The 22,319-nt window shown below is 39.7% G+C and carries 22 protein-coding genes; 19 read left to right on the forward strand and 3 right to left on the reverse strand.

The features are described from left to right. Positions 1-221: 221 nt before the first annotated feature. Both rsmD and coaD read left to right on the forward strand, forming a co-directional pair. The gene (rsmD, locus tag BN2425_RS05690; RefSeq protein WP_042456126.1) at positions 222-782 is read left to right on the forward strand and encodes a 16S rRNA (guanine(966)-N(2))-methyltransferase RsmD; all 561 of its coding nucleotides are present in this window, start codon (positions 222-224) and stop codon (positions 780-782) included. Between the two features lie 12 nt (positions 783-794). Further along, positions 795-1,292 carry a pantetheine-phosphate adenylyltransferase gene (coaD, locus tag BN2425_RS05695; RefSeq protein ID WP_042456127.1) on the forward strand — a complete coding sequence of 166 codons (498 nt, stop codon included), beginning with the start codon at positions 795-797 and terminating at the stop codon, positions 1,290-1,292. Between the two features lie 9 nt (positions 1,293-1,301). On the opposite strand, the gene ylbJ is transcribed toward coaD, so the two are convergent. After that, on the reverse strand, positions 1,302-2,522 hold the full coding sequence (gene ylbJ / locus BN2425_RS05700; protein WP_042456129.1) for a sporulation integral membrane protein YlbJ: 1,221 nt from the start codon (positions 2,520-2,522) through the stop codon (positions 1,302-1,304). Positions 2,523-2,711: 189 nt separating this feature from the next. Between ylbJ and BN2425_RS05705 the strand changes: the two genes are divergently transcribed. Together BN2425_RS05705 and BN2425_RS05710 are read left to right on the forward strand one after the other, a co-directional pair. Continuing rightward, positions 2,712-3,491: a patatin-like phospholipase family protein gene (locus tag BN2425_RS05705; RefSeq protein ID WP_042456131.1), complete on the forward strand. Its 780-nt coding sequence runs from the start codon at positions 2,712-2,714 to the stop codon at positions 3,489-3,491. Between the two features lie 8 nt (positions 3,492-3,499). Next, entirely contained in the window at positions 3,500-4,528 is a 1,029-nt protein-coding gene (locus BN2425_RS05710; protein ID WP_042456133.1) for a SepM family pheromone-processing serine protease, read from the forward strand. Positions 4,529-4,718: 190 nt separating this feature from the next. Here the strand turns inward: BN2425_RS05710 and BN2425_RS05715 are convergent, their stop codons facing one another. Continuing rightward, complete coding sequence (locus BN2425_RS05715; protein WP_042456135.1) at positions 4,719-5,930, reverse strand: nucleotidyltransferase; 1,212 nt, start codon at positions 5,928-5,930, stop codon at positions 4,719-4,721. A 291-nt stretch (positions 5,931-6,221) separates the two neighbouring features. Between BN2425_RS05715 and BN2425_RS05720 the strand changes: the two genes are divergently transcribed. The 4 genes from BN2425_RS05720 to BN2425_RS05735 all read left to right on the forward strand — a co-directional run bounded on the left by BN2425_RS05720 (position 6,222) and on the right by BN2425_RS05735 (position 8,656). Further along, positions 6,222-6,749 carry a YceD family protein gene (locus BN2425_RS05720; RefSeq protein WP_042456137.1) on the forward strand — a complete coding sequence of 176 codons (528 nt, stop codon included), beginning with the start codon at positions 6,222-6,224 and terminating at the stop codon, positions 6,747-6,749. 82 nt (positions 6,750-6,831) lie between these two features. Beyond that, positions 6,832-7,005 (forward strand): 50S ribosomal protein L32, encoded by a 174-nt coding sequence (rpmF, locus tag BN2425_RS05725; RefSeq protein ID WP_042456138.1) that lies wholly within the window; start codon positions 6,832-6,834, stop codon positions 7,003-7,005. 98 nt (positions 7,006-7,103) lie between these two features. Further along, complete coding sequence (locus tag BN2425_RS05730; RefSeq protein WP_042456140.1) at positions 7,104-7,862, forward strand: enoyl-CoA hydratase/isomerase family protein; 759 nt, start codon at positions 7,104-7,106, stop codon at positions 7,860-7,862. A 161-nt stretch (positions 7,863-8,023) separates the two neighbouring features. Next, entirely contained in the window at positions 8,024-8,656 is a 633-nt protein-coding gene (locus tag BN2425_RS05735) for an RsfA family transcriptional regulator (protein WP_042456144.1), read from the forward strand. Positions 8,657-8,779: 123 nt separating this feature from the next. Here BN2425_RS05735 and BN2425_RS05740 read toward each other — a convergent pair whose 3' ends face one another. Further along, on the reverse strand, positions 8,780-9,256 hold the full coding sequence (locus tag BN2425_RS05740) for an N-acetyltransferase (protein WP_042456146.1): 477 nt from the start codon (positions 9,254-9,256) through the stop codon (positions 8,780-8,782). Positions 9,257-9,490: 234 nt separating this feature from the next. On the opposite strand from BN2425_RS05740, the gene BN2425_RS05745 reads away from it, so the two are divergent. From BN2425_RS05745 to BN2425_RS05795, 11 genes are all read left to right on the forward strand, one after another. Continuing rightward, positions 9,491-10,828 carry an acetyl-CoA carboxylase biotin carboxylase subunit gene (locus BN2425_RS05745; RefSeq protein WP_042456147.1) on the forward strand — a complete coding sequence of 446 codons (1,338 nt, stop codon included), beginning with the start codon at positions 9,491-9,493 and terminating at the stop codon, positions 10,826-10,828. Positions 10,829-10,840: 12 nt separating this feature from the next. Beyond that, positions 10,841-11,053 carry an acetyl-CoA carboxylase biotin carboxyl carrier protein subunit gene (locus BN2425_RS05750; RefSeq protein ID WP_042456150.1) on the forward strand — a complete coding sequence of 71 codons (213 nt, stop codon included), beginning with the start codon at positions 10,841-10,843 and terminating at the stop codon, positions 11,051-11,053. Between the two features lie 22 nt (positions 11,054-11,075). Beyond that, positions 11,076-12,617, forward strand: a complete 1,542-nt coding sequence (locus BN2425_RS05755; protein WP_042456152.1) for an acyl-CoA carboxylase subunit beta — start codon at positions 11,076-11,078, stop codon at positions 12,615-12,617. A 157-nt stretch (positions 12,618-12,774) separates the two neighbouring features. After that, positions 12,775-13,677, forward strand: coding sequence for a 2-dehydropantoate 2-reductase (locus BN2425_RS05760; RefSeq protein ID WP_042456154.1), 903 nt, complete (start codon positions 12,775-12,777; stop codon positions 13,675-13,677). Beyond that, positions 13,678-14,067, forward strand: coding sequence for a DUF3397 domain-containing protein (locus BN2425_RS05765; RefSeq protein ID WP_042456156.1), 390 nt, complete (start codon positions 13,678-13,680; stop codon positions 14,065-14,067). Positions 14,068-14,158: 91 nt separating this feature from the next. Next, positions 14,159-15,793, forward strand: a complete 1,635-nt coding sequence (bshC, locus tag BN2425_RS05770; protein WP_042456158.1) for a bacillithiol biosynthesis cysteine-adding enzyme BshC — start codon at positions 14,159-14,161, stop codon at positions 15,791-15,793. Positions 15,794-16,029: 236 nt separating this feature from the next. After that, entirely contained in the window at positions 16,030-16,461 is a 432-nt protein-coding gene (gene mraZ, locus BN2425_RS05775) for a division/cell wall cluster transcriptional repressor MraZ (RefSeq protein ID WP_042456164.1), read from the forward strand. An 83-nt stretch (positions 16,462-16,544) separates the two neighbouring features. After that, positions 16,545-17,480: a 16S rRNA (cytosine(1402)-N(4))-methyltransferase RsmH gene (gene rsmH / locus BN2425_RS05780; protein ID WP_042456165.1), complete on the forward strand. Its 936-nt coding sequence runs from the start codon at positions 16,545-16,547 to the stop codon at positions 17,478-17,480. Between the two features lie 64 nt (positions 17,481-17,544). Further along, positions 17,545-17,901 carry a cell division protein FtsL gene (gene ftsL / locus BN2425_RS05785; RefSeq protein WP_042456167.1) on the forward strand — a complete coding sequence of 119 codons (357 nt, stop codon included), beginning with the start codon at positions 17,545-17,547 and terminating at the stop codon, positions 17,899-17,901. Further along, positions 17,898-20,129: a penicillin-binding protein gene (locus BN2425_RS05790; RefSeq protein ID WP_042456169.1), complete on the forward strand. Its 2,232-nt coding sequence runs from the start codon at positions 17,898-17,900 to the stop codon at positions 20,127-20,129. Before ftsL ends, BN2425_RS05790 begins: the two co-directional genes overlap by 4 nt. 128 nt (positions 20,130-20,257) lie before the next feature. After that, the gene (locus BN2425_RS05795) at positions 20,258-22,177 is read left to right on the forward strand and encodes a stage V sporulation protein D (protein ID WP_042456172.1); all 1,920 of its coding nucleotides are present in this window, start codon (positions 20,258-20,260) and stop codon (positions 22,175-22,177) included. The last annotated feature ends 142 nt before the right edge of the window (positions 22,178-22,319 follow it).

Raw genomic sequence — 22,319 nt, forward strand, 5'->3', positions numbered from 1 at the left:
GTTCATGATAACTCGGCGCATAGCGCCTGCGGGGTCTCCCCAGCCCCGTACTCCCGCAGGAGTCGAGCGCCTTCCGCTTCAATCAACAGAGTTAAAAAATCAACATTATCGTTTAACAGAGCCAAAATAAAAAGAAAGACAGCGGCATATTTGTCACTTTTTCAAAACTTATGGTAGGATGGATAAAGAAAATGAATACATAAAAATGTGGTGATAACTTCGTGCGTGTGGTATCAGGCATTTGTAAAGGGAGACCCCTCAAAGCAGTACCGGGTAATACGACAAGGCCAACGACAGATAAAGTAAAAGAAGCAATCTTTAATATGATTGGACCGTACTTTGATGGTGGAATTGGATTAGACCTTTTTGCAGGCAGTGGGGGATTAGGGATAGAAGCCCTCAGCAGAGGTTTAGAGCATCTCATTTTCATCGACCGAGATGCGAAAGCTATTTCGGTCATTCACGAAAATATTAAAAATTGCCGATTTGAGGAAAAATCTGAAGTTTTTCGTAATGATGCGGATCGAGCCATTAAAGCTTTAATCAAACGAGATATCCAGTTTAATTATGTTTTTTTAGATCCGCCTTATAAAAAGCAGCAGTTGGTTCAATTAATGGAGAAAATGGACGAGCAGAATATACTAGCTCCAAGTGGTGTTATTGTTTGTGAGCATAGTACTGACGTTGTATTACCCAAAATGGTGGGAGCCTTTACAGAAATAAAACATGAGTTATATGGAATTACAGCAGTAACCATTTTTTTAAACTCTAAAGGGAATTAAGGGGGAATTAGTTTGGCTAGCATAGCCGTTTGTCCAGGCAGTTTCGATCCAATTACATATGGACATCTGGATATTATCCGCAGAGGCTCCAAGGTTTTTGAAAAAGTCTATGTTGTATTATTAAATAATTCCGCAAAGAATCCATTATTTACAGTTGAGGAGCGGATTCATCTTATTCAAGAAGTAACCAAAGATATTCCAAACGTTTCCGTGGATACCTTTTCCGGTTTGCTTGTTGATTATGCCAAAAGCGTGAATGCAACTGCGATCCTTCGCGGACTTCGAGCTGTTTCGGACTTTGAATATGAGATGCAGATTACTTCTATGAACCGATTTCTTAATAATGATATTGAAACGTTCTTTATGATGACTAATAACCAATACTCTTTCTTGAGCTCCAGCATTGTAAAAGAGGCTGCCAAATACAATGGAAGGATTACAGAACTTGTTCCACCCATTGTGGAAAAAGAATTGCGGCTGAAGTTTCAGGATGATGTTGAAAAGAGCTAGGCATGAAGCCTAGCTCTTTTTCATATTTTGGTTCTTGATTTGGATGAACAAAAAGAGAACATAAATACATAATGATAAAATGGTTATTAACGGACCTATCTCAACTAGTCGATGATAAATATCTTGGGTCAGCTTCCCGTCTCCAAATACAGGAAGAGCTTGAGAGGGCTGCTCATGACTGCTGAATTTTACATATACTGGGTTCCAGAAAATTACTGTAAACAGTCCAGCAAATATACCTTGCAAAATTCTTGCAATAAAAAAAGGTTTAAACCGGATGTCTGTTTGGGCTAGTATACTTCCCACTTGAGCTTGAACACTAAACCCTCCAAAGGCCAAAATAAAGCTTGTCAAAATTGCTTGCTGAAGTAAAGTGGCCTCTTCGACTTCGCTGGTTAACTGACTTCCTAAGGTGATTTCAAATAATCCTGATATAAACGGAATGCTCAGCATATCGGGAAACGATAAGGCACTTAATATTACCTCTACTATTTTTGCCAGGGCTGCAGTTATATGTAAGTGATAGAGCAATTTATTGATCACTGAAAACAATATAATGAATCCCCCAACCATTAATAGGGTTTGGAACGAGGATTGCACTGCATCACCAAGAAGCTTTCCAATCGGCCTGTTATCTTTCATTCTCGTTTGGTGAAGGGCTGAAAGGGCAGTCCGAAAACTAAACCGGTTGCCACGGTTACTTTCGTCAGGTGTCTCTTTCCCATAAAACCTCATGATCAAACCAACAGCAATATTGCCTAAATAGTGAGCCAAGGCCAAAAGGATGCCTAGCTTTGGATTATTGAAGAATCCGACCGCTACAGCCCCGAAAATAAATAAGGGATTGGAGGAATTCGTAAAGGAAGCAAGCCGTTCCGCCTCAATTTGTGTTAACTGGCCTTCCTGACGCAACCGTGCTGAAAATTTTGCCCCTGCAGGATTTCCGGAAGCCCACCCCATTGCTAAAACGAATCCACCCACCCCTGGGACTTTAAATAACGGTCTCATCAGCGGCTCCAGTAACACCCCAATAAATTTAACAACCCCAAAACCGATTAATAATTCGGAAACAATAAAGAAAGGCAGTAAGGATGGGAAGACGATTTCCCACCACATCTTGAGGCCGCGGATCGAAGCGTCAAGAGCTTGCTGTGGATAAGCAATCAGTGAAATGGCCATTAAAGTAACTGTGACAGCTAGAAAGATAGTTTTTAGTTTTGACCGAAACAAACTAGAGGCCTCCTTTGTAGAGGGTTATCTATGCAATAAGGTATAATGAGTGTTAAAATAGCGATATTCCTTCCAAGATGTCTTGTCCTCATATAACATAAATATACTCATAGGACGTTATTTTAGACCATAAGAATGAACCAAGTTAACTTAAAAAAGTATCAAATCCTGCGTCAGGAGGTAGAAACGATGGAGCAGCCTAAAATTGGTTTAGCACTTGGTTCCGGTGGTGCACGCGGGTTTGCTCATTTGGGGATAATCAAGGTCTTAAAGGATGAAGGAATTCCTATCGACTTAATAGCCGGCAGCAGTATGGGTGCGCTAGTAGCCAGTTTTTACGGTAGTGGTATTGATTTGGACCGCTTATATAAAATTTCGACCGCGTTTAAAAGGAAGTATTTTTTGGATTTCACTGTTCCTAGAATGGGTTTTATTTCTGGAAAGAAACTGAAGGATTTTATTAGGATGTTTACACATGGGAAAAACATTGAAGATTTATCAATTCCGATTGGAATCGTGGCAACCGATTTATTGTCAGGAGAAAAGGTGGTCTTTAAGGAAGGACCAGTAGCTGAAGCTGTAAGAGCAAGTGTATCGATACCGGGAATATTCGTACCGGAAAAATACCAGGGACGGATTCTTGTAGATGGTGGAGTTTCTGATCGTGTCCCAATATCAGTTGCTAAGGAAATGGGGGCAGATATTGTCATTGCCGTAGATGTATCTAGAGTGAAAAGAAATGCTGAAATTACATCTATTTATGATGTTATTATGCAAAGCATTGACATCATGCAAACAGAAGTGGTCTATTATAGAGAAATAACCGCAGATATCATGATCCGGCCGCCTGTCGAAAATTTTAGTTCCAAAGCCTTTACAAATATAGAGGAAATCATTAAAACAGGTGAGGAAGAAGCAAAAAAACATTTAAACCAAATTAACAAAGTAATTAATGAATGGAAGCGGTGACATAAAGCTTGCGTAAAAAACTGTTTATAGGATCCTTTTTTTTAATCGCATTAATTTTAATAGGGGGAATGTACATTTCCTTACCGTATTATATTTCAAAGCCTGGAATGGCCAAAGAGTTGGCTCCGATTATTAAAGTGGAGAATGGCTATAAAGAAAAAGGAAATTTTATGTTAACGACCGTACGTATGGGAAGGGCAAACATTTACTCATATTTAGAAGCCAAAGTAAAAGACTATGAAGAAATTTACCCAGCCGAGGAAATTTTAAATCCCCATGAAACAGAGGAGGAGTATAATCTTAGACAATTGCACTTAATGGATTCCTCTAAACTGAATGCTATTGAAACAGCATATCGGAAAGCAGGCCTTGAGGTGAATTATAAATATAAAGGTATCTACGTGATGCAGGTCATCCCAGATATGCCAGCGGCAGGAAAGCTTAAAGCAGGAGACCGAATCTTTGAAGTAGATGGGGTTAAGTTCACATCCTCGAAGGAATTTATTGATTATGTTGGAAAAAAACAAGCAGGAGACAAAGTGAATTTAACCTATTTAAGAAAAGATAAGGAAAAGACTGAGGAATTGTCTATAGAACCCTTTAAAGAGGAACCTAAACGAGCTGGGATCGGCATTTCCCTAGTAGATGATAAAGAAATCGATGTTGACCCAGAGGTGAAGGTTAATACCGCAGAAATTGGTGGTCCGTCTGCTGGGTTAATGTTTAGTTTGGAGATATACAATCAGTTAACCAAAAAGGACTTTACAAAAGGGTATCAAATAGCAGGAACAGGTACGATTGATTCAGAAGGGACAGTTGGACCGATTGGTGGGATTGAACAAAAAATTGTCGCTGCCGATAAGGCAGGCGCAGAAATCTTCTTTGCCCCCAACGAACAAGGAGCAAAGGATTCAAATTATCGGGCGGCATTAAAGACAGCTCGCGATATTAAAACAAATATGAAAATTGTTCCAATCGATACTTTTGATGATGCGATTACCTATTTAGAGAAAATGCCTGGTAAGAAAGAAAGCTGATGCAAGGAGTACTTGCTCAGCTTTTTTTATTTGCTCAGTGAGATGTTGATGGTTTTAGCTCTGTTGATTGGATTGGAGCAGAAATCGCCCGACTCCTGCAGGCACTTTCATCACCGATGTGGTTCCCTTGCACTCAAATGGGTTCGCTGAACGACTGGAGTAAAATCAACAGTCAAAGTTTACCGAACCTTTAAACTAAAATCGGCGGTTGCTCAAACTCTTGTTTTAACAGTTCCGTTTTTTTTCGGGTTGAGACCCCAAGTGTGTAAATTCTGGCTGCTCGTATATCAAGTTCGATTTCACTTCCATTAAAAGAGGAGAGCTTTGAAACTAGCGGCAGATCAAAATGTTTTTTCTGCTTGTTCAAATAGTCTCTTCCAGCAGGGGTCATACCAAGTAAGCGAAGATAAGAGGCAGTGTCCGACAGTCCCCATACCTCCGCTTTTTTAGTGTTGGTTAAGATATGAACGCACAAACGCTGCAATCTTGTCCATGTATACCGCTTGGTTTTAATTTTTTGCATAAATTCTTGGAAACTATCAGAAACTAATGCTGTTGCCTTTAATCGGTTTTCGAGGCCCTCTTCAGCTTCATATATTTCATTTAGTTCAAGCTGACTGGAATGGACTAAGCGATACTGCAAATAAGGCCAGTAGGTTTCCCAGTGATGAAGCAGCCCATAATTGACATAATATTCGTCTAGGAGCTGCAAGGTAGCTGTTGGCATATATTGCTTTATTCGAGAACTGTCGTATTGATTTTCAAAGATTGCTTTGCGAATACTAGTTGCACTAGCAATGTTGGCAGAAGAAAAGTCGATATCATGATATCCGGCATTTTTTCTTGGAATTGTCAGCGGCTTGACCTGGCTGTTTTGCTCTCTAATTGCCTTAATATAATGAAATCCTAGGATATTATTGGGCAATGATAAATCAATATATGTATCTGAATCAGCTAATTGATGAAAAGCTAGGGAAGCTGCTTTCGGATAACTAACCCCTGTATTGATTGCCTGTTTGATATAACGATTAAAATGCTCTTGGTGACCATTTAAGTAATCAATAGTTCGATAGAAGCTGGAGAGGTCCCCGCTTTCGCTGCCAAAGCACAAATAGTCACAGCCTGCTGCACCTATCAGGGACACAGCACCACAGGCAAAGGTTTCCGCTTTTTGTACAGCAAAACGATAAGGGAGTTCAAAAACTAAATCAGCCCCATTCAGAAGGGCCATTCTAGTACGTTGCCATTTTGACACTAAGGCAGGTTCTCCCCTTTGTAAAAAGTTTCCACTCATGACAGCAATGACAATATCAGCATTGGCAGCCTGTTTAGAAGCCTGCAAATGATATGCATGTCCGTTGTGGAATGGATTATATTCAACTATAACTCCTACAGCCTTCATTTTTTTCTCCTTATTCAACTTCTGTTTTTAATCATTATAGCAAATTTTATACATATTCAATCATAATGGGATAGAAAGGAGGATGTTTGCATAGGTCTTGAGTTGGACAGACTAAAAAGGAATTTTCTTTTATAAATGGCTGTATCGTGTAGGTTTATAACCCATTTGATTAGGGAAGAAATTAATAACCTAGTTTTTAAAGAAAACACTCTCGAATTGGTGTAAAGAAAAAACATTGACAAAAATATTATCGAAGGCTATAATTACCTTTGTTGCCTTGGGGTGATTCATTTGAAATGGACATTAAATCAGTTACAAAAATACCGAAACAAGGAATTTCCGATTGATGAAATTGTTCGGATTGATGACATCAAAAAAGACGATCCAACCATTCGGGAAGTTTCTCCTATGCATATAACAGGCCATGGAGATATTGACTCAAGCAAGGTCACCTTTCACCTTAAAATTGAAGGGTATCTAATCCTTCCTTGTTCTCGTACTTTAGTAGATGTAAAATATCCAATTAATGTCGAAACAACTGAAACATTCCTCCTGCAAGATTCTGTTGTTCAATCAGAAGAGGAAACACATCGGGTTAAGGGTGAAGTAATTGATATAACCCCAATTATTCGTGAAATCCTACTACTCGAGGTTCCAATGCAAGTCTTTTGTGATGATGTGGAATCGGAGGATGCTGCACCACAATCCGGTAAGGACTGGGAGGTTATCTCCGAAGAATCAGAGTCCAATAAGATTGATCCCAGACTAGCAGGACTTGCAAAGTTTTTTGACGAAGACAAATCTTCTTCCGAATCATAGTCGGAAATTCAAGAAGTAAAGTGAAGGACCTTTTTTCCTGGCCTTCATTACTTTCTTTATATTCTTTAAGGAGGTGGGAAAAATGGCTGTACCTTTTAGAAGAACTTCTAAAACTGCAAAAAGAAAGCGTCGTACTCATTTTAAATTAAATGTTCCTGGTATGGTAGAATGCCCAAACTGTGGTGAAATGAAACTAGCTCACCGTGTATGTAAAGCTTGCGGAACATACAAAGGAAAAGAAGTAGTTAACGACTAATTTCAACTAGACTTAAAAAGCACAAGGAGCTTATTTGCCCTTGTGCTTTTGTCATTTTATATACATATATCCAAATTCGAGCAAGGGGGAAGAGGCGCTTGTCCTATCAAATTGAAAAACGAGAGAAGGGTTATATATTATTTACTATCACACGTAACGAAAAAAGAAATGCTATTAATTATGAAGTAATGCATGGATTAGCGGAAGCGATTAGACTAGCAGGAAAAGAAGCTAGTAAGGCGCTGGTTATTACCGGTGAGGGAGAAAAAGCATTTTGTTCTGGAGGAGATCTGTCTATTTTCCAGTTGTTGCATACAAAAGAAGAAGCGTACCCAATGCTGGCTAAGATGGCAGATATTCTTTACTCTATTATGACATTGCCTGTGCCAACAATCGCCCTAATCAATGGAACGGTGTTAGGTGGCGGAATGGAACTTGCCAGTGCCTGCGATTTCCGGCTTGCCAAAAAAGGAATAAAGGCTGGGTTTGTCCAAGGTAAGCAAGCGATTACAACCGGTTGGGGCGGGGGCTCTATCCTTGCTGAAAAGCTTCCCCATTCTGTTGCTATGAAAATTCTAATGGAAGCCGAACTACAGACAGCCGAATTTTTTTACGATATAGGTTTTTTCAATGCACTATATGAAGGGAGCCCAATTTTTTCCTGCGAAAGTTTTTTAGGAAAACTACTTTTAACTGATCAAGCTGTGCTGGAGGCCTATAAGAAAATTTGGGTGCGTAAATGGACAGAATCCAACCTGCGCGACAGAATAGAAGCGGAAGTAAAAAACTGTGCATGGCTTTGGGAAAGTGACGCCCATCATAGCTATGTTACTGCTTTTATCAATAAAAATCGATAGGACTTAACGGACATTCAAGGAGGCGAAACCATTTCTGTTTGTCCAGTTAGAACAAATAGTTTTTTTAAAGAAATAAAGATAAAAACACTACTTTTGTTTAAGTCTATCTTTTCTAGTAGATGCATATGTATGATAAAAACACTACTAGGAGGGAATATCTTATGTCGCCAACTCGACAGGATGCTTGGTCACAAGACGAGGATTTATTGCTCGCAGAGGTAGTATTAAGACATATACGTGAAGGCGGAACCCAGCTGCAAGCATTTGAGGAAGTGGGCAAACAGCTTTCAAGAACAGCTGCGGCCTGCGGATTTCGTTGGAATTCATTTGTCAGGAAACAATATAAATCTGGAATTGAACTAGCAAAAAAACAACGAAAAGAATTGAAAAAACAAGCTGTTTCAAGCACCGCTCATCAAACTTCCACAACGGCTGAGACTCCGACTGAAGTTCAGAGTCAGCCCGCCAATCAGGCCGGGGATTCGATTAATTATTCCGCTGTAATTCATTTTTTAAATGATCTTCAAAAGAAAGCAGAAGAAACAGTGAAAGCAGAAGATGAGAAAAAACAGGCCTTTGAAAAAATAAAAGAATTAGAAAAGAAGACATACTATTTAGCTGCTGAGAATGAAAGATTGACCAAAAATTTAAGGGCTATTGAAGAGGACTACCGATCACTAATGGAAATCATGGAACGGGCAAGAAAAATGGTGGTGCTGCAGGATGAGGACCGACAAAAGAAAGTGAAATTTCAGATGGACAAAAATGGTAACCTTGAAAGAGTAGAAAAATAGCCAGGTAGTATAGTATTTAAAATTGTTACCATTTAGAAATAGTGAGGTATAGGCAGATTTTTTAGTCTGCATAATAGACGAGAACGCCCGGCATCAATGAATGCCGGGCGCTTTTTCTAGAGTTTATTGACTCTGTTGTGCTGCAACACCTTCAGGGTACCAGACAAGTGGATTTTCGCCGCGGTCCCGTTCCATGTCATAGTCAACACTAGAAAACCCCATTTTCTCCCAAAAATCCCGTGATTGCATTCTAGGGTTCGTCTTGATCGGAAGACCAAAGCTTTTAGCAAATTCAACTAACTGTTTTCCAAATCCTTTGCCTTGATATTCAGGCAATACTTCAAGCTTCCATAATTCCAAGTAATTTTGTGCGGGATAAAAATAGCGGTCGAATTTGGCATCAATTTGATATAAGCTCATACGGCCAACTAATTTATCCCCAAAATAAACGCCATAAAAAGGTGACTCACTATCATTATCCACGATATTTGCTTCGAGATCTTCAAGCATAGAAAGTTCCTGAAGTCCATATTCTTTAAATTTTTTAAACTCTTCAAGAGTTTTAAAATTTACTTTGAGTTTCTCCACCTTTGTCCCCATCAGCCATCCTCCTGGTATTATGTTGAAATCTGTATAGATTCAAATAATGCTGAATAACATGGAAGTAGTAGTTTTTAGATTGTTAACATTAATACTAAATTCATTATATAACAAATTAACGAAAAATTCTTCAAATAAACACAGGAAGCGTTTACAAAGGCAGCAGGAGTTCATAATCAGGATGTAGAAACATAATATTTGGGAGGAATATGCTGGTGTGAAAGGGGTAATGTTATGCAAAGAATTCTAATTGCAAATCGGGGAGAAATTGCCCTGAGGATTATACGAACCTGCCAGGATATGGGGATTGAAACAGTCGCCATTTACTCAGACGCTGATCAAGAGATGCCATTTGTTAAACAAGCAGATAAGGCTGTTTACGTTGGCGAGTCACCGGTTCATAGTTCCTATTTGCAGGCTGAAAGGATCATCACGATTGCAAAACAAGAAAACGTGGACGCAATTCATCCTGGTTATGGATTCTTATCTGAAAATGCCCATTTCGCCAAACTGGTGATTAACTCAGGAATGACGTTTATAGGACCAAGGCCGGAAACCATTGAGTTAATGGGAAGTAAAATTGCCTCACGTCAAACGATGGAGAATGCCGGTGTTCCTGTTGTTCCTGGTAGTAATGGGGGCTTAAAGACAGTAGAGGAAGCATGTAAATTAGCTGGAGAGATCGGATACCCGGTGATGCTTAAAGCAAGCGGCGGCGGTGGGGGCATTGGAATGGTCTTATGCGAGAATGAGCAAGCGCTCGTTAAATCTTACTCATCGACTAAAGCAAGAGCTATGAACTACTTTGGGTCCGAGGAGGTATTTATCGAAAAGTATATCGGTAATGCCAGACATATAGAGGTGCAAATCTTTGGTGACAGTCAGGGCAATGTTCTTCATTTATTTGAAAGAGATTGCTCTATCCAGAGAAGACATCAAAAAGTAATTGAAGAGTCTCCTTCACCGTTTTTGTCGACACAGGTGAGGCAAAAAATGTTTGAGACAGCCTTAACAGCAGCAAGGGCGGTCAACTACTCAAATGCCGGGACCATTGAATTTATTGTGGATGAACAGGAAAATTTTTATTTTTTGGAAATGAATACGAGACTTCAGGTTGAACATCCGGTAACTGAAATGATAACGGGGCTGGATTTAGTAAAGTGGCAAATTCTCATTGCCCAAGGTCAGCCGCTGCCGCTGCATCAATCAGAAATTATCTCTGTTGGGCATGCGATTGAGTTTCGGCTATATGCAGAAGACCCAGTTCGGTTTTTACCATCACCAGGAAAGATTACGAAACTTAGTTGGAACGCACAAGAAGGGGCCCGAATCGATTATGGATATGAGGAAGGCGGAATGGTTACCCCTTTTTATGACCCGATGCTTGCTAAATGCATTTTTTATGGAGAAACACGAAACAAAGCATTGGCAAGAGCACGACATTTCTTTAAAACGCTTCAAATTGAGGGGATTAAGACGAATCAGCTGCTTTTTGAATCTATTCTCTCAAACCATGACTTTCAAAATGGAAATTACACAACCAACTTTCTCACAAAAAAATTAGTGAATTAGGAGTGAAGAAATATGAAAGAAATTACTGCAAGTATGGCAGGTACTGTATTAAATATCCTTGTTGCAGTCGGGGATCAAATTACTCCTGGCCAAGAAGTAATCACGCTTGAGTCAATGAAAATGGAAATTCCGATTGAAAGTGAGACTGAGGGAACAGTGAAAGAATTGAGGGTGAACATTGGGGATTTTGTAAACGAAGGCGATGTATTGCTCGTGTTAGTTTAATATTTTTAAAGGAGGAACTTCCTTGACTGAAGATAGGACTTTAACTAGCCAACTAAACAAAAATAGAAGGATAATTGAAGATGGCGGCCATCCTAAATACCATGAGAAAGCGAGGGAGCAAAATAAACTGTTTGTCCGGGATCGTCTCGCTTTATTATTTGATGATGGTAAATATGAGGAAGATGGAAAGTTTGCTAACTTTACTGCCGGCGATCTCCCTGCAGATGGCGTAGTAACGGCTATTGGAAAGGTAAATGGACAGACCATTTGTGTAATGGCCAATGATTCGACAATTAAGGCTGGATCTTGGGGGGCAAGAACGGTAGAAAAGATTATTCGAATTCAAGAAACGGCTGAAAAATTAAAAGTTCCCCTTTTTTACCTGGTTGACTCGGCTGGCGCAAGAATAACCGACCAGTTAGATATGTTTCCAAACCGGCGCGGAGCTGGAAGGATATTCTATAACCAAGTCAAGCTTTCTGGAATGATTCCGCAAGTGTGCCTGTTGTTCGGACCTTCGGCAGCCGGAGGCGCGTACATACCAGCCTTCTGTGATATCGTCATTATGGTGGACAAAAATGCTTCCATGTATTTAGGGTCACCTCGCATGGCTGAAAAAGTAATCGGTGAAAAGGTTACTCTTGAGGAAATGGGCGGTGCCAGGATGCATTGTTCCGTCAGTGGCTGCGGGGATGTCCTTACTTTTAGTGAACAAGAAGCGATTGAATCGGCCAAAAAATATATCAGTTATTTTCCACCAAGTTTTAAGGAGAAACCAAGAATAATAGCAGGGAAAGCTGCCCTGGCCAACAGAAGTTTAGAGGCCATTATACCTGAAAATCAAAATGCACCTTTTGATATGTATGAATGCATTGACAATCTGGTTGATCAAAATAGCTTCTATGAAATCAAAAAACTTTTTGCCCCAGAAATTATTACAGGTCTGGCAAGGATAAATGGAAGGGCAATCGGATTAATTGCGAACCAGCCAAAGGTAAAAGGCGGGGTCCTATTTGTCGATTCCTCCGATAAAGCAGCAAAATTTATACAGCTTTGCGATGCTTTCCATATTCCATTACTTTTCTTGGCAGATGTGCCTGGATTTATGATCGGGACTAAGGTTGAGCGGGCGGGGATTATTCGACATGGAGCCAAACTGATTGCTGCCATGAGTTCAGCAACGGTCCCGAAAATTTCTGTAATTGTTCGGAAAGCATATGGTGCAGGCCTTTATGCGATGGCGGGTCCAGCATTTGAGCCTGACTGTTGTATCGCCCTACCCACTGCCCAAATAGCGGTGATGGGTCCGGAAGCAGCCGTAAATGCTGTCTTCTCAAATAAAATTAACGAAATAACTGACCCTAAAGAAAGAATTGCGTATGTTCAGGCCAGGCAAAAAGAATATAAAGAGCACATCGATATCTATAAGCTGGCTTCAGAATTAATCGTAGATGAAATAGCAGCTCCTTCGGAATTGCGAGAAATACTTATTCGGCGTTTTGCTTTGTATGAAACGAAAGAGTTGCAATTTAGTGTAAGAAAACATCCTGTATACCCCGTTTAGCACAATACTCCCTTATCGTATGGCTGATAAGGGAATTTTTTATTTTAGAAATGAAAATAAACACTCAGTTTAACTAACATGCCACAAAAAATCGTTATAACGGGAGCAAGTCTTTTTTGATAAAATAGGGATAACAAACTAAAAGAAGGAGTTATCAATGAAGGTTGGAATTATCGGTGCAGGTTCCATTGGACTATTATTTGCCTCCTATCTTAGCAAGGATTTTGAGGTAACCCTTTATACAAGGACACAAGAACAAGCAGCTGAGATTAACCAAAATGGGCTATGGGTAAAAAAAGGCTGTAATCAAACCTGTTTCCCCCCTCAAGCCAAGACGTTTGACGATTGGGAAGGGACAGAGCAACTAACTATTATAACAGTAAAACAGTATCAACTTCAGCCAATTATAGAAAAAGTCCGTATGTTTACTGGTCCATTAAGCAATTTGTTATTTTTGCAAAATGGTATGGGACACCTAGAACAGCTAGAATCGATTCAGGGCTATAATCTTTTTGTCGGAACGGTAGAACATGGGGCAGTGAGAGAGAGCATGAATACAGTCTGCCATAACGGGGAAGGAGTAACAAATGTGGCAGTTTTTAAAGGAAAGCCAGATCTGTTACTGGAGTTTACATCAGCTGTCTCAGAAAACTTTCCAGTTATTTTTCAGGAGAATTATAAAGAGTTACTGGTAAATAAATTAATTGTAAATGCTGTTATCAATCCGTTAACGGCTGTCCTTCAAGTAACAAATGGCAAGTTGATTACCAATCCTTACTATCTGAAAACTGCTCAAGAATTGACTTCAGAAGTTTGTTTTATATTAAACATAGTAAATGGAGATGAACAACTAAAGAGAGTTCTTAGCATATGTCAAAATACTGCCAATAACCAATCATCGATGTTGAAAGACTTAGAGGCTGGACGAAAAACAGAGGTTGAGGCAATTCTTGGTTATTTACAGAAAGAGGCTGTTAGTAAGAAGAAGCCCGCTCCAATTTTAGAAGCCTTATATTGGATGATTCAAGGAAAAGAATTGGATGGAAGGGGGAGAGTGTAAATGAGTGTCCTCCTTTCAATGGTATTATCCGTCTTATTTGCAATGCCTTTTTTGGGATTCTTTCTAGTATTGCTCATTTTTAAAATGGCTACGAAAAATACCCGGAAGTCGTTTCATAAGGCTCTTGACTACTCAACGGTTCTATTTATAATTGCCGTCTATTTTTTAATGGAGACTATTTGGCAACGCTCATTTACTTGGTTAATTTTTCTAGTTATGATTGTAACAGCCATGGTTTTGGTGATACTGAATTGGAAGATAAAGCAGGAAATTGATTTAAAAAGAGTAGTAAAGGGTTTTTGGCGTTTTAATTTTATATTATTTTTTACTGCCTATATCGCTTTAACACTATATGGAATAGTGTATCGTGCACTTGTATTTACATTGTGATGAAAAATTTGAAGCAAAAATTTTTTTTGAATGGGGCAGGAGATGGTATACTCTTTAAAAGAATGAATTTGGGTAGAAAGGGAGTACATAAATGGAGATTTTAAATCTCTCGGTACCGGCAGCCAATCGGTTTGCTTCGAAATATATTGAACAATCAGATGTAATCATGCCTTTTTTTCATTATCGTACAAACGATATTAATGAAGATTTCAAGCGTTTGGATGAACTAAAGACTAGAACGTTCCTTCGGAAAGAAGTTGCGGACTATATTCAAAAATTTATGGATGGGCTGCCATCTTCTATGGCTGTCAGGAAGTCTTTAGATAAACTTAAGACAGAAAATAGTGTTGTCGTTATTGGGGGACAACAGGCAGGAATATTAACAGGTCCGCTATACTCAATACATAAAGTAATTTCGATTATTAAATTGGCGGAACAAAAGGAAAGGCAGCTTGGGGTCCCTGTCGTTCCCGTATTCTGGATTGCCGGTGAGGATCACGACTTTCAGGAAGTGAATCACGTATTTGTACCGGTAGAGGAAAAAGTGGATAAATGGACCTATCCTGAAAGGGTACTGCAGAAGAAGATGGTTTCCGATATTCCTTTAAATAAGGAGGTCTGTCTGGAGTGGGTCGAAAATTTAATAGGGAATTTTGGTGAAACCAGCCATACGAATCAACTAATTGATTTCGCTAAGAAACTGATTCATCAGTCGACTACTTTTGTAGAATTTTTTGCGCATATCATTATGGAATTGTTTAAGGATTATGGACTCTTACTTGTAGACTCCGGTGACAAAAGTTTTCGGCAACTGCAGAAACAATTTCTTGCGGAACAGATTAAAGACCATGAGCAGATCACTTCCTCATTATTGGATCAGCAAAAGCAAATCGAAGAAAAAGGATTTGTACTAACCATTGAGGCAAACGAACGTGCAGCAAATTTATTTTACTATGACCACACCAAAGGTGATCGGATTTTATTAGAATATGACCATGAATCAAGCCGATTTGTGGGGAAAAGTGGGAAGATCTCTTTAACCAAAGAACAATTGCTGGAGCTAGCTGAGGAAAAACCCGAATTTCTAAGCAATAATGTGGTAACCAGGCCCTTAATGCAGGAGTGGCTGTTTCCAACGCTTGCGTTTATAGCAGGCCCTGGTGAAATTGCCTATTGGGCGGAATTAAAGCTCGTTTTTGAACATTTTTGTATAAAACTGCCGCCTATTGTTCCACGGTTAAATATTACGTTTTTAGATCGTGCCATTGAAACCGACATAAAAGAGTTAAATTTGGACCTGTCTACGGTACTGCAAAGTGGCGCTCAGATGGGAAAGGAAGAATTTCTGGATACGATTAAAGACAAAGACTTAGAGGGAATATTTACAGACATTAAAGACCAATTGGTAAACCAATATCAACGTATAGAAGCAAAAACGCTTGAAATCGACAAAGGCCTTTTAGGGCTGGTAGACAAGAATCAAAAATATTTACTGAAAGAAATTAGCTTTATGCAAACGAAGCTGGAAGATTCGGTGAAACATAGACACAATATTATTCTGAATAAGTATACCCGGGTAGATTTGGCATTGAGGCCAGACGGCAGTCCTCAGGAAAGAATGTGGAATCTGTTTTATTACTTAAACCAGTACGGACTAAATTTTATAGAAGAACTTATGATGCAGCCATTTGAATTTGACGGTTATCATAAAGTCGTGAAAATCTAGAAGATGACTATTATGTCATCTTTTTTTATTGCCTGCGTTAAGTAGTAAATGTTGATCTTTGTAGACCAGTTGATTGGAGCGGAAGGCGAAGCACCTAAAGCTGAAATTAACAATCCTTTTTATTAAATTTCATTGAAAAAAAGGATTTTCTAATTTTTAGGGCGAATAGATAAAAAATAAGTGGTGGAAAGTGGGGGAATGTGGTACATTTTTAATAGAAAGTGGGGGTAGTGGGTATGTTCATGGGTGAGTACCATCACAGCATTGATATTAAAGGCCGAATTATTGTGCCCTCCAAATTCCGTGAAAACTTAGGGGAAACCTTTGTTATAACCAGGGGTCTGGACCAATGTTTGTTTGGTTACCCATTATCAGAGTGGAAAGAAATTGAACAGAAGTTAAAGGCTTTACCTCTGACTAAGAAAGATGCCCGTGCCTTTACCCGATTCTTCTTTTCCGGTGCAACAGAGAGTGAACTTGATAAACAAGGAAGAGTGAATATCCCAGCGCCACTAATGCAATATGCAAAGCTAGAAAAGGAATGTGTTGTATTAGGTGTTTCTAATCGTATTGAAATCTGGAGTAAGCAAATATGGGAAGACTATTTTTCACAATCTGAGGATTCCTTTGCAGAAATTGCAGAAAATATGATTGGCTTTGATATTTAATGGTTAAATTATGTTAATATATTTTCTGCGATACAAAAATTAGCATCCCGATATTCGTTGCGATTGGAAAAGGTGGTAAGTTAATGTTTGAACATAAAACTGTGCTATTAGAGGAAGCCGTAGATGGATTAGCCATAAAACCTGATGGGATTTATGTAGATTGCACCCTAGGTGGAGCGGGACACAGCTCACTCATCCTCTCAAAGCTGGGTGACGGAGGTCGATTATATGCATTCGATCAGGACGAAACAGCTATAGCACACGCAAAAGAAAAACTATCTCAGTACAAAGATCGTTTAATCATCATTAAGAGCAACTTTCTCAATCTAACAGAGGAGCTTAACATGAGAGGCATAACCCAAGTGGATGGTATTCTTTATGACCTTGGTGTATCTTCGCCTCAGTTAGATACCCCTGAACGAGGTTTTAGCTATCATCATGATGCCCCGTTGGATATGCGAATGGATAAGGAAGCATCCCTATCTGCTTATGAGGTTATTAACGAGTGGTCATATGAACAGTTAGTTCGTATCTTTTTTAGGTATGGTGAAGAAAAATTCTCCAAACAAATTGCCAGGAGAATTGAAGCTCTTCGACAGGTGAAACCGATTGAAACAACCGGACAGCTGGTGGATGTTATTAAGGAAGCAATACCAGCACCTGCGAGAAGGAAAGGCGGACATCCCGCAAAACGGATTTTCCAGGCGGTAAGAATTGCCGTAAATGATGAATTGGCTGTTTTTGAAAAATCATTAGATCAAGCGATTCAATTGTTGAAACCAGGCGGGAGAATTAGTGTCATAACCTTTCACTCTCTAGAGGACAGAATATGCAAAGCTACTTTTAAAAGCGCTAGTGAAGCAGCGGCTAATCTGCCTCCTGGGCTGCCAATGATTCCAGATGAATATAAACCAATTATAAAACTAGTTACCCGAAAACCAATTGTTCCTACGGAAGAGGAACTGGAACACAATAATCGTGCCCGTTCTGCAAAGTTGAGAATTGCAGAGAAAATATAAGTGAGCGCCTGATTGGCGCTGCCGCAAGGTCTTTATTAGTAAAATATAAGATGGAGGGGAAATGATGAGTAATCTTGCCAGGGAATTGCAACAGCAGAAAGTTACACAGAAAGTTGAAAAACAGCATCAAATCAAAATAAGAAAATCCTGGCTTACTCCGGGGGAAAAGATTATTGGAGTAGCCTTTGCCGGTCTGGTATGTTTTGGAGGAATCACACTCATTTCCACTCAAGCTAAAATCTATGAGTTAAATAAAGATATCCAAACAGTGGAAGCCAAGGTAAAGGAACAACAAAAGGTCAATGGGGATTTAGAAGTGCAGGTAAGCGAATTGAGCACTTATGAGCGAATCTACCAAAAAGCAAAAGACATGGGTCTTGTCTTAAATGAAAATAACGTCAAGGTTGTGCAGGAGAAATGAACAAGAAACAGCCCTATATGAATGCAGGAGCAGCCATATTATTTGTGATATTCGGCCTGCTCTTTTTTGTATTACTCATCAGATATTTTTCAATTCAAATATCAGGGGAAGTTAAAGGGCAGCCACTGGCGGCTAAAGCAGAACAGAAATATATCCGAAAAGATGTTTTGCCGGCTGCAAGAGGGGTAATTTATGACAAAAATGGTGAAGTAATTGCCGAAGATACTGCCTCCTACAAATTGGTTGCTATTTTGGATAAGAAGATGACGACGGATCCTAAAAATCCAAAACACGTGACAGACCCAAGCAAAACGGCTAAGGAATTAGCAAAATACATTGATATGGATGAATCTGAAATCTATGGTATTTTAACGAAAAAAGGTAAATTTCAAGTCGAGTTTGGAAAATCGGGACGAGATATCACCCAGGAGACAAAATCAAAGATTGAAGAGGAAAAACTGCCGGGGATTACTTTTATCCGAGATTCGAAGCGATTTTATCCAAATGGCGTATTCGCCTCCCACGTAGTGGGATATGCCGATAAAGTGGAGCAAAAAGACGGAAACTATAAAACAATTGGGAAAATGGGAATCGAACAATCCCTGAATGATCAATTGACAGGGAAAAATGGAAAGATTAACTATGAAAGTGACTTCTGGGGGTATATTCTTCCTGACGGCAAAGAAAAAGTGACGCCAGCGCAAAATGGGGACGATGTATATTTAACTATCGACCAAAAGATTCAAACCTTCTTAGAAGATGCGATGACCAAAGTGGAAAAAGAATATAAACCGAAGAAAATCATTGCCATTGTTGCTGATCCAAAGACAGGTGATATATTGGCAATGGGACAACGCCCGTCTTTCGATCCAAAAACAAAAGATGGTATTAGTCAAAGCTGGCATAATGAGGCCATAGAAACTTCCTATGAACCAGGCTCCACAATGAAAATTTTCACTTTGGCTGCTGCGGTACAAGAGAATGTTTTTAATCCTAATGAATATTATCAATCAGGCTCTTACCGAGTAACGGACAAGGATAAACCAATTCATGACCATAATGGGTCTGGATGGGGTTCTATTACCTACCTTGAGGGAGTGCAGCGTTCTTCCAACGTTGCGTTTGCTAAGATTGCCAATGAAAAATTAGGATTTGATAGATTCAGAGAGTATTTAACGAAATTTGGTTTTGATAAACCTACTGGAATTGAATTACCAAATGAAACATCGGGGAAAATTCAGTATACCTATCCAAGTGAGAAAATTACAACTGCTTATGGACAGGGTACAGCCATAACAGCAATACAACAAATTCAGGCTGCCACCGCTATTGCGAATGATGGTAAGATGTTAAAGCCACATATCATCAAGAGTATTGTAAATCATGATACGAAGGAAACTGTTGAGGAGACTTCTCCAGAAGTAGTTGGGACTCCCATTTCTGCAGAAACGGCAGCTAAAGTACGAGATTACTTGGAAACGGTTGTAACCTCTCCGAACGGAACAGGAGGCAGATATAAACTAGATGGTTATAGTGTGGCAGGAAAAACCGGTACAGCAAACATACCGGGACCTGGAGGATATTTAAAAGGGGTTAATAGTTATATGTTCTCCTTTTTGGGAATGGCCCCTAAAGACGACCCGAAATTAATAGTCTACGTTGCTGTCCAGCAGCCTGACTTGCAAGGAGAAGAAGCAGGACAAGGTGCTATACCAGTATCAGCGATTTTTAACCCGGTTATGCAAAACAGTCTGCACTATTTAAATATTCAGCCTTCCGAAGTTGAAAAAGCATCCGTGAATAAAGTCCCTGATTTAGCGGGGAAATCCGTTGCTGATGCAGAAAAACAGTTGAAGGATCAAGAGTATGATGTCATTTTACTTGGAAATGGGACAAAGGTTACTAAACAATTGCCTGAGGCTGGAACCACTATTTTAGAAGGGGAAAAAGTGATCTTACAGACGGATGGAGATTTGACTGCTCCTGATATGACAGGCTGGTCACTAAGGGATGTCATGAAAGTAACTAATCTTTCCAATTTGAAATTAAATTCGAAAGGCAAAGGTTATGTGGTTCAGCAGAGCATTAAACCAAAAGAGCCACTAATAGATGGAGATTACCTAATTGTGGAATTAAAGACACCTGAAGAACAGTGGAACAATCAGCAAACCATGGCCGAAAATGAAAGCAAAACAACTGAGGAAACTGAAGAAAAGGTTAAGGATTAGGTAAAACAAGGCTGACCTGTATGGTCAGCCTTGTTTTTTTGGGTACTCCATTTGTCATTCGTATCGTTCTAAACCTCTGATGTACAAGCATATAAATAAACGATACTGTATGAGGAGGCTAAAGTGCCATGCGTGTTTCAAATGTTACTGTCCGTAAACGGTTACTGATTGCACTTTTCGTTGGAATACTTATTTTCTTGATCATCGATGTTCGGCTTGGGTATGTACAATTTTACCTCGGAGATATGCTGACAGAACGCGCTAAAGACTCATGGAGCCGAAATATACCATTTGAACCTGAACGGGGAGAAATTGTCGACCGGAATGGAGTACCGCTTGCGACGAACGTCAGTGCCCCCACAGTATGGGTTGTTCCTAGACAAATAAAAGACCCTGCAACAACTGCTGAAAAGTTGGCGGGAGTTTTGAATATCACAAAGGAAAAGGCTTACCGAGAGATTACCCAAAAGGAAAGGATTGTCAGAATTAAAGAAGGGCGGAAAATTTCCCATGAAAAGGCTAAGGAAATCCGAGCACTTGGTCTTGATGGGGTTTATATCGGTGAAGATTCTAAAAGACATTATCCTTTTGGCAGCTATTTATCCCATGTACTAGGTTTTGCCGGAGTGGACAACCAAGGTTTAATGGGGTTGGAAAAGTATTATGATAAAGAGTTAAATGGCGAACGGGGATCGGTTAAATTTTATGCCAATGCCAAAGGGGAAAGAATGAACGATATGGCCGATGACTATGAGCGACCTGTAAATGGATTGGATTTAAAGTTGACCATTGATAGCAAAATCCAAACGATTGTTGAAAGAGAATTGGATATTGCCGAAGCAAAATATAATCCCGATGGCATTATTGCGATTGCGATGAATCCCAATAATGGGGAAATATTGGCTATGTCGAGCCGGCCTACTTTTGATCCTGCAAACTTCCAGAATGTTTCCCAGGAGGTATATAATCGAAATTTACCTGTTTGGATGACTTATGAGCCTGGTTCTACCTTTAAAATTATCACTCTTGCTGCAGCGTTGGAGGAAGGGAAAGTAGACTTGGAGGACGAGCATTTTCATGATTCTGGATCCGTCCAAGTAGCTGGAGCGCGGTTAAAATGCTGGAAAAGAGGTGGACATGGTGACCAGACGTTTTTGGAGGTCGTACAAAACTCTTGTAACCCAGGATTTGTGGAGTTGGGGCAGCGCGTCGGGAAAGAAAAGTTGTTCCAATACATTAAAGACTTCGGATTTGGCCAGAAAACCGGAATTGACTTACAAGGGGAAGGTACGGGGATTTTATTTAATTTAAACCGGGTGGGTCCTGTTGAATTGGCAACCACTGCATTCGGGCAAGGGGTTTCAGTTACACCGATTCAGCAGGTGGCAGCTGTTTCGGCAGCCGTCAACGGCGGAACTTTGTATAAACCCTACATTGCCAAAGAGTTGATTGATCCCGTCACAAATGAAGTAGTGATGAGAAATACTCCGGTTGCAAAAAGAAAAGTCGTTTCTGAAGAAACATCCAAAGAAATTCGTCAAGCACTTGAAAGCGTTGTTGCCCAAGGAACCGGGGGAAAAGCGTTTGTCGATTCTTACCGGGTAGGTGGAAAAACGGGTACAGCACAAAAGGCACAAGGCGGCCGATATTTAGAGAACAATTACATTGTATCGTTTATCGGATTTGCCCCAGCTGATGATCCGCAGTTGGTTGTTTATGTCGCAGTGGACAATCCAAAAGGAGTCACCGCATTCGGGGGGACCGTAAGTGCGCCAATAGTTGGTAATATTATGAAAGACGGACTAAGTGCTATGGGAGTTGAGCCGAGAAAAGATCAAATCGAAAAGAAAATTAAATGGCCTGAAACGGCACCAATTACATTGCCTGATTTTGTTGGAATGTCAAAACTTGAACTGAATGAACAGCTTTATAATCTGCAGGTTGACGCCAGTGGAGATGGAGATATCGTGGTCAGACAGTCCCCAGCACCTGGGACAAAGGTAAAGGAAGGTTCTAAAATCCGGCTATATTTTGGAAAGGGCGACTAAAGCAGGGAAGCTAAAGAACCAGTCTTTTTTATAAATCAACAAATATGTCAATAGCAATAGCAAAAATATTTATTTTCATGTAAAATAAGATGAACATTCGTCAGGTTACTGACAAAGAAAGATTTGCAAATTAGATGTATGG

Source organism: Neobacillus dielmonensis (genome assembly GCF_000612665.1).
GTDB classification, from domain to species: Bacteria; Bacillota; Bacilli; order Bacillales; family Cytobacillaceae; genus Neobacillus; species Neobacillus dielmonensis.

Excerpts from the sequence above, each read along its gene's own strand:
- rsmH (WP_042456165.1), top strand. The coding sequence starts at position 16,545 with ATGTTTGAACATAAAACTGTGCTATTAGAGGAAGCCGTAGATGGATTA.
- bshC (WP_042456158.1), top strand. The coding sequence starts at position 14,159 with ATGGAGATTTTAAATCTCTCGGTACCGGCAGCCAATCGGTTTGCTTCG.
- BN2425_RS05765 (WP_042456156.1), top strand. The coding sequence starts at position 13,678 with ATGAGTGTCCTCCTTTCAATGGTATTATCCGTCTTATTTGCAATGCCT.
- BN2425_RS05790 (WP_042456169.1), top strand. The coding sequence starts at position 17,898 with ATGAACAAGAAACAGCCCTATATGAATGCAGGAGCAGCCATATTATTT.
- BN2425_RS05740 (WP_042456146.1), bottom strand. The coding sequence starts at position 9,256 with ATGGGGACAAAGGTGGAGAAACTCAAAGTAAATTTTAAAACTCTTGAA.
- BN2425_RS05705 (WP_042456131.1), top strand. The coding sequence starts at position 2,712 with ATGGAGCAGCCTAAAATTGGTTTAGCACTTGGTTCCGGTGGTGCACGC.
- ftsL (WP_042456167.1), top strand. The coding sequence starts at position 17,545 with ATGAGTAATCTTGCCAGGGAATTGCAACAGCAGAAAGTTACACAGAAA.
- rpmF (WP_042456138.1), top strand. The coding sequence starts at position 6,832 with ATGGCTGTACCTTTTAGAAGAACTTCTAAAACTGCAAAAAGAAAGCGT.
- BN2425_RS05760 (WP_042456154.1), top strand. The coding sequence starts at position 12,775 with ATGAAGGTTGGAATTATCGGTGCAGGTTCCATTGGACTATTATTTGCC.
- BN2425_RS05735 (WP_042456144.1), top strand. The coding sequence starts at position 8,024 with ATGTCGCCAACTCGACAGGATGCTTGGTCACAAGACGAGGATTTATTG.
- BN2425_RS05745 (WP_042456147.1), top strand. The coding sequence starts at position 9,491 with ATGCAAAGAATTCTAATTGCAAATCGGGGAGAAATTGCCCTGAGGATT.
- BN2425_RS05750 (WP_042456150.1), top strand. The coding sequence starts at position 10,841 with ATGAAAGAAATTACTGCAAGTATGGCAGGTACTGTATTAAATATCCTT.
- BN2425_RS05715 (WP_042456135.1), bottom strand. The coding sequence starts at position 5,930 with ATGAAGGCTGTAGGAGTTATAGTTGAATATAATCCATTCCACAACGGA.
- BN2425_RS05795 (WP_042456172.1), top strand. The coding sequence starts at position 20,258 with ATGCGTGTTTCAAATGTTACTGTCCGTAAACGGTTACTGATTGCACTT.
- mraZ (WP_042456164.1), top strand. The coding sequence starts at position 16,030 with ATGTTCATGGGTGAGTACCATCACAGCATTGATATTAAAGGCCGAATT.